This window comes from Kineococcus deserti (assembly GCF_050871945.1).
In the GTDB taxonomy this organism is placed as follows: Bacteria; Actinomycetota; Actinomycetes; order Actinomycetales; family Kineococcaceae; genus Kineococcus.
Genome location: NZ_JBJLSI010000028.1, coordinates 54733 through 67707, shown reverse-complemented (window position 1 = coordinate 67707; position 12975 = coordinate 54733). Strand labels below are relative to the sequence as shown.

The following is a 12975-nucleotide window of genomic DNA, read 5'->3' as shown; positions in this document are numbered from 1 at the left end:
CCCGTCAACGCCACCGACCCCACACCCCCCCCGTCCGACCCCGCCCACGCCCCCCCCCCCCCCCCCACCCCCCCCCCCCCCCCCCCCCCCCCCCCCCCCCCCCCCCCCCCCCCCCCCCGCCCCCCCACCCCCCCCCCCCCCCCCCCCCCTGTCGCGTCCGGGGCCCCCGTCCGTCCCTCGGGGACCGAAGTACCCACAGGGCGGGGAGTCGCCTTGACGCGGCGCCCGGACAGGGACATCCTCATCAGCGGTTGGCAACGACTCCAGCCGCTGTGCGACAAGCTCATCCACGTCGACGACGACGTGCGGTCGCTCCCGGCGCAGTCGCCGGCGCACAGCGCCCGGGCTCCGCAGGAGCCGGGGTTGGACAGGCGCGCCCCAGCGGGGTACCCTGCTGTTTTGCGCTGCCCAAAGTCATATGGCCGGTCGTCGCCGTGGGAACGACCGAGTGGGGCGGGGAGCGCACAACGTTCGCAGGCCCGTGGAAGGACCCCTCTTGGCTGCCTCGCGTCCAGCGTCCGCACCGAACAGCACGAGCACCATCGTCGGCAACCAGTCGCCGCGCACCGTCTCCGGACGGTACTCCTTCGGCAAGATCCACGAACCGCTGGAGGTCCCCGACCTCCTCGCGCTGCAGACCGACAGCTTCGACTGGCTGCTCGGCAACAAGCGCTGGCAGGACCGCGTGGAGGCCTCCACCAACGGTGGACTCGCCGTCCCCACCACCTCCGGCCTGGAGGAGATCTTCGAGGAGATCTCCCCGATCGAGGACTTCTCCGGGTCGATGTCGCTGTCGTTCCGCGACCACCGTTTCGAGCCCCCGAAGTACTCCCTCGACGAGTGCAAGGAGCGCGACCTCACCTACGCCGCCCCGCTGTTCGTCACGGCGGAGTTCATCAACGGCAACACCGGTGAGATCAAGTCCCAGACGGTCTTCATGGGCGACTTCCCGCTCATGACCGACCGCGGCACCTTCGTCATCAACGGCACCGAGCGCGTCGTCGTGTCGCAGCTGGTCCGTTCCCCGGGCATCTACTTCGAGCGCGTGCCGGACAAGACCTCCGACCGCGACACCTGGACGGCGAAGATCATCCCGTCCCGCGGTGCGTGGCTCGAGTTCGAGATCGACAAGCGCGACACCGTCGGCGTCCGCATCGACCGCAAGCGCAAGCAGTCGGTCACCGTGCTGCTGAAGGCCCTGGGCTGGAGCGAGTCCCAGATCCGCGAGGAGTTCGCCGACTACGAGTCGATGATCTCCACGCTGGAGAAGGACCACACCTCCGGTGTCGAGGACGCGCTGCTGGACATCTACCGCAAGCTGCGCCCGGGCGAGCCGCCGACGCAGGAGGCCGCGCGCAACCTGCTCGACAACCTGTACTTCAACTCCAAGCGCTACGACCTCGCCAAGGTCGGCCGCTACAAGGTGAACAAGAAGCTCGGCATGGAGGAGCCGCTGGACGCCAGCGTGCTCACCGTCGACGACATCGTGCGCACCATCAAGTTCCTCGTGAAGCTGCACGCCGGCGAGGTCGCGATGCCGGGCGTCCGGAACGGCCAGCCGATCGACGTCCGCGTCGAGGTCGACGACATCGACCACTTCGGCAACCGTCGCCTGCGCAGCGTCGGCGAGCTCATCCAGAACCAGGTCCGCACCGGCCTGTCCCGGATGGAGCGCGTCGTGCGCGAGCGCATGACGACCCAGGACGTCGAGGCCATCACGCCGCAGACGCTGATCAACATCCGCCCCGTCGTGGCCTCCATCAAGGAGTTCTTCGGGACGAGCCAGCTGTCGCAGTTCATGGACCAGACCAACCCGCTCGCGGGTCTGACCCACAAGCGCCGCCTGTCGGCGCTGGGCCCCGGCGGTCTGTCCCGTGAGCGGGCCGGCATGGAGGTCCGCGACGTCCACCCGTCGCACTACGGCCGCATGTGCCCGATCGAGACGCCTGAAGGCCCGAACATCGGCCTCATCGGTTCGCTGTCCTCGTACGGCCGGATCAACCCGTTCGGCTTCATCGAGACGCCGTACCGCAAGATCGTCGACGGCCGGGTCAGCGACGACGTCGACTACCTGACCGCCGACGAGGAGGACGCCTTCGTCATCGCCCAGGCGAACGCCCCGCTGAACGCGGACGGCTCCTTCGCCGAGGCCCGCGTCCTGGTGCGCGCCAAGGGTGGTGAGACGGAGTTCGTCCCGAACTCCGAGGTCGACTACATGGACGTCGCCGCCCGGCAGATGGTCTCCGTCGCGACCGCGATGATCCCCTTCCTCGAGCACGACGACGCCAACCGCGCGCTCATGGGCGCCAACATGCAGCGTCAGGCCGTGCCGCTGGTGAAGTCCGAGGCGCCGCTGGTCGGCACCGGCATGGAGTTCCGTGCCGCCGTCGACGCCGGTGACGTGGTCGTGGCCACCAAGGCCGGCGTGGCGACCGAGGTCTCCGCCGACCTCATCACCGTCTCCAACGACGACGGCACCTCGACCACCTACAAGGTGGCGAAGTTCCGTCGCTCCAACCACGGCACCGCCTACAACCAGCAGGTCGTCGTCGACGAGGGCGCGCGCGTCGAGGTCGGCACGGTGCTGGCCGACGGCCCGTCCACCGACGGTGGCGAGATGGCCCTGGGCCGCAACCTGATGGTCGCGTTCATGCCGTGGGAGGGCCACAACTACGAGGACGCGATCATCCTGTCGCAGCGCCTCGTGCAGGACGACGTCCTGTCCTCGATCCACATCGAGGAGCACGAGGTCGACGCCCGCGACACCAAGCTCGGGCCCGAGGAGATCACCCGGGACATCCCGAACGTGGCCGAGGAGGTGCTGGCCGACCTCGACGAGCGCGGGATCATCCGCATCGGCGCCGAGGTCCGCGACGGCGACCTGCTCGTCGGCAAGGTCACGCCCAAGGGTGAGACCGAGCTGACCCCGGAGGAGCGCCTGCTGCGTGCCATCTTCGGTGAGAAGGCCCGCGAGGTGCGCGACACCTCGCTGAAGGTGCCCCACGGCGAGACCGGCACCGTCATCGGCGTCAAGGTCTTCGACCGCGACGAGGGCGACGAGCTGCCCCCGGGCGTGAACCAGCTGGTGCGCGTCTACGTGGCCAACAAGCGCAAGATCACCGACGGTGACAAGCTCGCCGGCCGCCACGGCAACAAGGGCGTCATCTCCAAGATCCTGCCCGTCGAGGACATGCCGTTCCTCGAGGACGGGACCCCGGTCGACGTGATCCTCAACCCGCTCGGCGTGCCGAGCCGGATGAACGTCGGTCAGGTCCTGGAGCTGCACCTGGGGTGGATCGCCAGCCGCGGCTGGTCGATCGAGGGCGACCCGGACTGGGCCAAGCTCATCCCCGAGGAGATCCGCTCGGCACCGGCCGGTTCCCGCATCGCGACCCCCGTCTTCGACGGTGCGCGCGAGGAGGAGATCACCGGTCTGCTCAGCTCCACGCTCAAGACCCGCGACGGCGACCGCCTCGTCCAGGGCGACGGCAAGGCGCAGCTGTTCGACGGCCGCTCCGGCGAGCCGTTCCCGGACCCGGTCTCGGTCGGCTACATGTACATCCTGAAGCTGCACCACCTGGTCGACGACAAGATCCACGCCCGTTCGACCGGTCCGTACTCCATGATCACCCAGCAGCCGCTCGGTGGTAAGGCGCAGTTCGGTGGTCAGCGCTTCGGCGAGATGGAGGTCTGGGCCCTGGAGGCCTACGGCGCCGCCTACGCCCTGCAGGAGCTGCTGACGATCAAGTCCGACGACGTCCTGGGCCGCGTGAAGGTCTACGAGGCCATCGTCAAGGGCGAGAACATCCCCGAACCGGGCATCCCCGAGTCCTTCAAGGTGCTCATCAAGGAGATGCAGTCGCTGTGCCTGAACGTGGAGGTCCTCTCCTCGGACGGCATGGCCATCGAGATGCGCGACAGCGACGAGGACGTCTTCCGGGCGGCCGAGGAGCTGGGCATCGACCTGGCCCGGCGCGAGCCGAGCAGCGTCGAAGAGGTCTGACGGTCGGTGGGTGGGGGAGTGGTCCCCCACCCGCTGCCGCCGGCCACACGGAGCCCCCTCCCGCGAGCGGGCTCCGCAGGACAGTCAGACCTCGGAAGAACCTAGAGAGAGAAGATCACGTTGCTCGACGTCAACTTCTTCGACGAGCTGCGCATCGGGCTGGCCACCGCGGACGACATCCGCACGTGGTCGCACGGTGAGGTCAAGAAGCCGGAGACCATCAACTACCGCACCCTGAAGCCGGAGAAGGACGGGCTCTTCTGCGAGAAGATCTTCGGTCCGACCCGGGACTGGGAGTGCTACTGCGGCAAGTACAAGCGCGTGCGCTTCAAGGGCATCATCTGCGAACGCTGCGGTGTCGAGGTCACGCGCGCCAAGGTTCGTCGTGAGCGCATGGGGCACATCGAGCTCGCCGCCCCCGTCACGCACATCTGGTACTTCAAGGGCGTCCCGAGCCGGCTGGGCTACCTGCTCGACCTGGCTCCCAAGGACCTCGAGAAGGTCATCTACTTCGCGGCCTACATGATCACGTCGGTCGACGAGGAGGGTCGTCAGCGCGACTTCTCCTCGCTCGAGGCGCAGATCGAGGTCGAGAAGCGCGAGGTCGAGAACCGTCGGGACGCCGACGTCGACGCCCGTGCCAAGACGCTCGAGGCCGACCTGGCCGAGCTCGAGGCCGAGGGTGCGAAGTCGGACGTGCGCCGCAAGGTGCGCGAGTCGGCCGAGCGCGAGATGGCGCAGATCCGTCGTCGCGCCGACACCGAGATCGACCGCCTCGCGACGATCTGGGACCGCTTCCGCACGCTCAAGGTCCAGGACCTCGAGGGTGACGAGGTGCTCTACCGCGCCATGCGCGAGCGCTTCGGCATGTACTTCGAGGGCGGCATGGGGGCTGCGGCGCTCCAGAAGCGTCTGCAGAGCTTCGACCTGGAGGCCGAGGCCGAGTCGCTGCGCGAGACCATCGCCACCGGCAAGGGCCAGCGCAAGACCCGTGCCCTCAAGCGCCTCAAGGTCGTCTCGGCGTTCCTGACCACGCGCAACTCGCCCGAGGGCATGGTCCTCGACTGCGTCCCGGTGATCCCGCCGGACCTGCGGCCGATGGTCCAGCTCGACGGTGGCCGCTTCGCCACCTCGGACCTCAACGACCTGTACCGCCGCGTCATCAACCGCAACAACCGGTTGAAGCGCCTCCTCGACCTCGGCGCGCCCGAGATCATCGTGAACAACGAGAAGCGCATGCTGCAGGAGGCCGTCGACGCGCTGTTCGACAACGGCCGCCGTGGCCGGCCGGTGACGGGCCCGGGCAACCGCCCGCTGAAGTCGCTGTCCGACATGCTCAAGGGCAAGCAGGGCCGGTTCCGCCAGAACCTGCTCGGCAAGCGCGTCGACTACTCGGGCCGTTCGGTCATCGTCGTCGGCCCGCAGCTGAAGCTGCACCAGTGCGGTCTGCCCAAGCAGATGGCGCTGGAGCTGTTCAAGCCCTTCGTCATGAAGCGGCTCGTGGACCTGTCGCACGCGCAGAACATCAAGTCGGCCAAGCGCATGGTCGAGCGCGCCCGCCCGGTGGTCTGGGACGTCCTGTCCGAGGTCATCACCGAGCACCCCGTGCTGCTCAACCGCGCGCCCACGCTGCACCGCCTGGGCATCCAGGCCTTCGAGCCCCAGCTGGTCGAGGGCAAGGCCATCCAGATCCACCCGCTCGTCTGCACCGCGTTCAACGCGGACTTCGACGGCGACCAGATGGCCGTGCACGTGCCGCTGAGCGCGGAGGCGCAGGCCGAGGCCCGCATCCTCATGCTGTCCTCGAACAACATCCTCAAGCCGGCGGACGGCCGTCCGGTGACCATGCCCACCCAGGACATGATCATCGGTCTGTACCACCTGACCGCCGACCGGGACGACGTCGAGGGCGTGGGCCGGCAGTTCTCCTCGCTCGCCGAGGCGATCATGGCCTTCGACGCACGGCAGCTGCACCTGAACGCCAAGGTGAAGATCCGTCTGCAGGGTGTCGTGCCGGCCGAGGGCTGGACGCTGCCCGAGGACTACGCCGTCGGCGACGACCTCACGGTCGAGACGACGCTCGGTCGCGCGCTCTTCAACGAGACGCTGCCGGTCGACTTCCGGTACGTGAACACCGCGGTGGACAAGAAGCACCTCTCGGCGATCGTCAACGAGCTCGCCGAGAAGTACCCGAAGGTCCAGGTGGCGGCGGCGCTGGACGCCCTGAAGGAGGCCGGCTTCCGCTGGGCCACCCGCTCGGGGACCACCGTCTCCATCGCCGACGTCGTGGCGCCGCCGAACAAGCTGGCGATCCTCGAGACCTACGAGGCCAAGGCGGAGAAGGTCCAGCAGCAGTACGAGCGTGGTCTGATCACCGACGACGAGCGCCGTCAGGAGCTCATCGAGATCTGGACGCAGGCCACGAACGACGTCGCCAAGGACCTCGAGGCGGCCATGCCGACGCACAACACGATCCACCGCATGGTGAGCTCGGGTGCGCGAGGCAACTGGATGCAGATGCGTCAGCTCGCCGGGATGCGTGGCCTCATGGCCAACCCGAAGGGCGAGATCATCCCGCGTCCGGTCAAGGCGTCCTTCCGTGAAGGTCTGACCGTGGGTGAGTTCTTCATCACCACGCACGGTGCCCGCAAGGGTCTGGCCGACACCGCGCTGCGCACCGCCGACTCGGGGTACCTGACCCGTCGCCTCGTGGACGTCTCCCAGGACGTCATCGTGCGCGAGGACGACTGCGGGACCTTCCGCGGCCTGGCGATGCCCATCGCGGAGAAGGGTGCCGACGGCACCCTGCGCCGCCACGACGACGTCGAGACCAGCGTCTACGCCCGCACGCTGGCGACGGACGTCGAGGTCGGCGGCGAGGTCGTGCTGGCCGCCGGCTCCGACCTCGGCGACGTGGTCATCGACGCGCTGGTCGCCCAGGGCGTCGACAGCGTCAAGGTCCGCTCCGTGCTGACGTGCGAGTCGCGCGTCGGGACCTGCGCCCGGTGCTACGGCCGGTCGCTGGCCTCGGGCAAGCTCGTCGACATCGGCGAGGCCGTCGGCATCGTCGCGGCCCAGTCGATCGGTGAGCCGGGCACGCAGCTGACGATGCGCACCTTCCACACCGGTGGTGCCGCGTCGGAGTCCGGTGACATCACGCACGGTCTGCCGCGTGTCGTCGAGCTCTTCGAAGCCCGTACCCCCAAGGGGAACGCGCCGATCTCCGAGGTCGCGGGCCGCGCCCGCATCGAGGAGACCGACAAGGGCCGCAAGATCGTCGTCACCCCCGACGACGGTGCCGAAGAGGTCGAGTACCCGGTGACGCGTCGTCAGCGACTGCTCGTGGAGGACGGCACGCACGTCGAGGTCGGGCAGAAGCTCGTCCAGGGTGCGGTCGACCCCAAGCAGGTGCTGCGCATCCTCGGCCCGCGCCGGGTGCAGATGCACCTGGTCGACGAGGTGCAGGAGGTCTACCGCTCCCAGGGCGTGTCGATCCACGACAAGCACATCGAGGTCATCGTCCGCCAGATGCTCAAGCGGGTGACGATCATCGAGCAGAACGGCTCCGAGCTGCTGCCCGGTGAGCTCGTCGAACGTGCGCGCTTCGAGGAGGAGAACCGTCGGGTCATGGCCGAGGGCGGACAGCCCGCCTCCGGCCGGCCCGAGCTGATGGGCATCACGAAGGCGTCGCTCGCGACGGACTCGTGGCTGTCCGCGGCCTCCTTCCAGGAGACGACCCGCGTGCTGACGAACGCGGCCATGGAGGGCAAGAGCGACCCGTTGCTCGGCCTCAAGGAGAACGTCATCATCGGCAAGCTCATCCCGGCCGGCACGGGGCTGCCCCGCTACCGCAACATCCGGGTGGAGCCGACCGAGGAGGCCAAGGCGCAGATGTACTCGGTGCCGGGCTACGACGACGTCGACTACGCGCAGTTCGGTGTGGGCTCCGGCCAGGCCGTGCCGCTGGAGGAGTTCGACTACGGCAGCAGCGACTACCGCTGAGTCAGCTGCAGTCACGGGCTGTTCCTCTTCCCCGTTCCCGGGGGAGGGGAACAGCCCCCCTGCGGGCCGTGCCCAGTCGCACGCGCCCGTTTTGACCACTGAGCAACGCCGCGGGTAGTCTCGTGTCCGCTTGACACGAGCGCGCCCGCTTCCAGGTGACAGGACGTCACCCCCGCGGGACCTCGACCGAACGACACGCCCGACCTCGTGGGTCGGCGGGGGTCGAGCGCCGGCCGGAGACGGCCGGTGCGTCCCGAGGACAGCCGACACACCAGATCGAGACAGACGGAGACAGGGTGCCCACCATCCAGCAGCTGGTCCGCAAGGGCCGGGAGGACAAGGTCGTCAAGACCAAGACGCCCGCCCTGAAGGGCAGCCCGCAGCGCCGTGGCGTGTGCACGCGTGTGTACACCACGACGCCGAAGAAGCCGAACTCGGCGCTGCGCAAGGTCGCCCGCGTGAAGCTGACCAGCGGTATCGAGGTCACCGCCTACATCCCGGGCGTGGGTCACAACCTGCAGGAACACTCGATGGTCCTCGTCCGCGGTGGCCGCGTGAAGGACCTCCCGGGTGTCCGCTACAAGATCGTCCGCGGGTCGCTCGACACCCAGGGCGTGAAGAACCGCAAGCAGGCGCGCAGCCGCTACGGCGCGAAGAAGGAGAAGAGCTGACATGCCGCGCAAGGGCCCCGCACCCAAGCGTCCCCTCGTGGTGGACCCGGTCTACCAGTCCCCGCTGGTGACGCAGCTCGTCAACAAGATCCTCCTCGACGGCAAGAAGTCCGTCGCCGAGTCGATCGTCTACGGCGCCCTCGAGGGTGCCCGCGACAAGACCGGTGGCGACCCCGTCGTCGTGCTGAAGCGCGCGCTCGACAACGTCAAGCCCGCGATCGAGGTCAAGTCCCGCCGCGTCGGCGGGTCGACCTACCAGGTGCCGATCGAAGTGCGCCCGAGCCGTTCCACGACGCTGGCCCTGCGCTGGCTCGTCGGCTACGCCCGGCAGCGCCGCGAGAAGACCATGACCGAGCGTCTGCTCAACGAGATCCTCGACGCGTCCAACGGCCTCGGTGCCGCGGTGAAGCGCCGCGAGGACACCCACAAGATGGCCGAGTCGAACCGGGCCTTCGCGCACTACCGCTGGTGACCCCAGTGGTGAGCAGTTCTCGCCGACTCACCCCCTCGATCCCAGGGAAGAGGCAGTAAACCGTGGCACAGGACGTGCTGACGGACCTGACCAAGGTCCGCAACATCGGCATCATGGCGCACATCGACGCCGGCAAGACCACGACGACGGAGCGGATCCTCTTCTACACGGGGATCAACTACAAGATCGGCGAGGTCCACGACGGCGCGGCCACGATGGACTGGATGGCTCAGGAGCAGGAGCGGGGGATCACCATCACCTCCGCCGCCACCACCTGCTTCTGGGAAGGCACCCAGATCAACATCATCGACACCCCCGGCCACGTGGACTTCACGGTCGAGGTCGAGCGCTCCCTGCGCGTCCTCGACGGCGCGGTCGCCGTCTTCGACGGCAAGGAGGGCGTCGAGCCGCAGTCCGAGACCGTGTGGCGGCAGGCGGACAAGTACGACGTCCCGCGCATCTGCTTCGTCAACAAGATGGACAAGCTGGGCGCCGACTTCTTCTTCACCGTCGGCACCATCAGCGACCGTCTGGGCGCCGAGCCGCTGGTCATGCAGCTGCCGATCGGTGCGGAGAACACCTTCGCCGGTGTCGTCGACCTCGTCTACATGCGCGCGCTGACCTGGCGCGGCGACGTGCAGATGGGCGCCGACTACACGATCGAGGAGATCCCCGCGGATCTGCTCGACCAGGCCAACGAGTACCGGGCCAAGCTCGTCGAGCGCGTCGCGGAGAGCGACGAGGCCCTGCTCGAGAAGTACCTCGGCGGCGAGGACCTCACCCCGGAGGAGATCAAGGCTGCGGTCCGCAAGCTGACGATCAACTCCGAGCTGTACCCGATCTTCTGCGGTTCCGCGTTCAAGAACAAGGGCGTGCAGCCCATGCTCGACGCGGTCATCGACTACCTGCCCTCGCCGCTCGACGTGAAGCCCATGGTGGGTCACAAGGTCGGCGACGAGTCGGTCGAGATCATCCGCAAGCCCGACGCCGACGAGCCGTTCTCGGCCCTGGCGTTCAAGGTCGCGGCGCACCCGTTCTTCGGCAAGCTCACCTACGTCCGGGTGTACTCGGGCGTCGTGGCCGCCGGCTCGCAGGTCGTGAACTCGACCAAGGGCAAGAAGGAGCGCATCGGGAAGCTCTTCCAGATGCACTCCAACAAGGAGAACCCCGTCGAGGAGGCCCGTGCGGGCCACATCTACGCGATGATCGGCCTGAAGGAGACGACGACGGGGGACACCCTGTCCGACTCGGCCCAGCAGGTCGTCCTCGAGTCGATGACCTTCCCCGAGCCCGTCATCTCGGTCGCCATCGAGCCCAAGACGAAGGGCGACCAGGAGAAGCTCGGTACCGCGATCCAGCGTCTCGCGGAAGAGGACCCGACCTTCCAGGTCGAGCTCGACCAGGAGACCGGTCAGACCATCATCAAGGGGATGGGCGAGCTCCACCTCGACATCCTGGTCGACCGCATGAAGCGCGAGTACAAGGTCGAGGCGAACGTCGGCAAGCCGCAGGTCGCCTACCGCGAGACGATCCGGCGCGCGGTCCTCAAGGAGGACTACACCCACAAGAAGCAGACGGGTGGGTCCGGCCAGTACGCGAAGGTCCAGGTCTCGATCGAGCCGCTGGACACCGCGGACGGCACGTTCTACGAGTTCGTGAACGCCGTCACCGGTGGCCGCGTCCCGCGCGAGTACATCCCCTCCGTGGACAACGGCATCCAGGAGGCCATGCAGGAGGGTGTCGTCGCCGGCTACCCGCTGGTGGGGATCAAGGCCTCCCTCATCGACGGTGCGGCGCACGACGTCGACTCCTCCGAGATGGCCTTCAAGATCGCAGGCAAGATGGTCCTGCGCGAGGCTGTCCGCAAGGCGCAGCCCGTCCTGCTCGAGCCGGTCATGGCCGTCGAGGTGCGTACGCCCGCCGACTACATGGGCGACGTCATCGGCGACCTGAACTCCCGCCGTGGGCAGATCGAGTCCATGGAGGACGTCAGCGGGGCCAAGCTCGTCAAGGCCGCCGTTCCGCTGTCGGAGATGTTCGGCTACGTCGGCGACCTGCGGTCCAAGACCCAGGGCCGCGCGGTCTACTCGATGCAGTTCTCCAACTACGCGGAAGTTCCGCGGAACGTGGCGGACGAGATCGTGAAGAAGGTCCGCGGGGAGTGACCCTCTCCTGACGACCCCGGGGGAGCGGTCCACCACGGACCGCTTCCCCACGGTACGACCCCTGGACCACCGCCGTGTGGGCCAGTGACCAGCCAGGTCACCCACCCACCCGTTGAACCGGGTCGGGAAGAAACGACAGTCCGAGGAGGACCCCCAAGTGGCGAAGGCGAAGTTCGAGCGGACCAAGCCGCACGTCAACATCGGCACGATTGGTCACATCGACCACGGGAAGACGACGTTGACCGCGGCGATCACCCGCGTGCTGCACGACAAGTTCCCGGAGCTGAATAAGGCCTCGGCGTTCGACCAGATCGACAAGGCCCCTGAAGAGCGTCAGCGCGGCATCACGATCTCGATCGCACACGTCGAGTACCAGACCGAGGCGCGTCACTACGCCCACGTCGACTGCCCGGGTCACGCGGACTACATCAAGAACATGATCACGGGTGCGGCGCAGATGGACGGCGCCATCCTCGTGGTCGCGGCCACCGACGGCCCGATGCCGCAGACCAAGGAGCACGTCATCCTGGCCCGCCAGGTCGGCGTCCCCTACATCGTCGTCGCGCTGAACAAGGCCGACATGGTCGAGGACGAGGAACTCCTCGAACTCGTCGAGATGGAGGTGCGTGAGCTCCTCTCGTCCTACGAGTTCCCGGGCGACGACGTCCCCGTGGTCCGCGTCTCGGCGCTGAAGGCCCTCGAGGGCGACGCCGAGTGGGGCGACAAGCTCATGGAGCTCATGAACGCGGTCGACACCGCGATCCCCGAGCCCGAGCGTGCGGTCGACCAGCCGTTCCTGATGCCGATCGAGGACGTCTTCACGATCACCGGCCGCGGCACCGTCGTGACCGGCCGCATCGAGCGTGGCGTCCTGAACGTCAACCAGGAAGTCGAGATCGTCGGCATCAAGCCGACCTCGCAGAAGACCACCGTCACCAGCATCGAGATGTTCAACAAGATGCTGGACTCGGGCCAGGCCGGCGACAACGCCGCGCTGCTGCTCCGTGGTCTGAAGCGTGACGACGTCGAGCGTGGTCAGGTCGTCGTGAAGCCGGCCTCGATCACCCCGCACACCGAGTTCGAGGGCCAGGCCTACATCCTGTCCAAGGACGAGGGTGGCCGTCACACGCCCTTCTACAACAACTACCGTCCGCAGTTCTACTTCCGGACGACCGACGTCACGGGCGTCGTCTCGCTGCCTGAGGGCACCGAGATGGTCATGCCCGGTGACAACACCGAGATGAAGGTCGACCTCATCCAGCCCATCGCGATGGAAGAGGGCCTGAAGTTCGCGATCCGTGAGGGTGGCCGCACCGTCGGCGCCGGTCGGGTCACGAAGATCATCAAGTGAGCTGACCCGCTGCGGGGGAGGACGTTCCCCGCAGCGGATCGCTCGCCCAGGCGTGAGGGGCGGGTCCACCCGGACCCGCCCCTTCGTCGTGGGCGGACCCTGCATCGACCAGCTGCCGCTGCTCGATTCGCCAACAGCCCCCTGCGTCTGGCAGACTGTCCGGGTTGCTGCGCCGCTGGACCGCGCCTGGATCAAGATTCCATCCGATCCGGGGACCGGATCAGGACGACGGCCGGCAACCGCGAACGTCGAACGTCTCGTACGGGCGGCGGATGGTTCACCTGGACCCCCAGGGCAACCTGAACAGGACG

The 12975-nt window shown here is 68.0% G+C and carries 6 protein-coding genes; all 6 read left to right on the top strand.

Features of this window, described 5'->3' with window-relative positions; translation table 11 throughout:
- Window positions 1–496 precede the first annotated feature (496 nt).
- The 6 genes from rpoB (at window position 497) to tuf (ending at window position 12664) form a co-directional block, all read left to right on the top strand.
- Window positions 497–4003, top strand: coding sequence for a DNA-directed RNA polymerase subunit beta (rpoB, locus tag ACRYR2_RS18930; RefSeq protein ID WP_432564436.1), 3507 nt, complete (start codon window positions 497–499; stop codon window positions 4001–4003).
- A 120-nt stretch (window positions 4004–4123) separates the two neighbouring features.
- Window positions 4124–8005, top strand: coding sequence for a DNA-directed RNA polymerase subunit beta' (locus ACRYR2_RS18925; RefSeq protein WP_432564435.1), 3882 nt, complete (start codon window positions 4124–4126; stop codon window positions 8003–8005).
- A 296-nt stretch (window positions 8006–8301) separates the two neighbouring features.
- Window positions 8302–8676, top strand: a complete 375-nt coding sequence (gene rpsL, locus ACRYR2_RS18920; RefSeq protein ID WP_012084987.1) for a 30S ribosomal protein S12 — start codon at window positions 8302–8304, stop codon at window positions 8674–8676.
- Window position 8677: 1 nt separating this feature from the next.
- Window positions 8678–9148 (top strand): 30S ribosomal protein S7, encoded by a 471-nt coding sequence (rpsG, locus tag ACRYR2_RS18915; protein ID WP_106209636.1) that lies wholly within the window; start codon window positions 8678–8680, stop codon window positions 9146–9148.
- 62 nt (window positions 9149–9210) lie between these two features.
- Window positions 9211–11313 (top strand): elongation factor G, encoded by a 2103-nt coding sequence (gene fusA, locus ACRYR2_RS18910; RefSeq protein WP_432564434.1) that lies wholly within the window; start codon window positions 9211–9213, stop codon window positions 11311–11313.
- 157 nt (window positions 11314–11470) lie between these two features.
- A complete protein-coding gene (gene tuf / locus ACRYR2_RS18905) occupies window positions 11471–12664 on the top strand; it encodes an elongation factor Tu (protein ID WP_432564433.1) in 1194 nt (397 codons plus the stop codon).
- The last annotated feature ends 311 nt before the right edge of the window (window positions 12665–12975 follow it).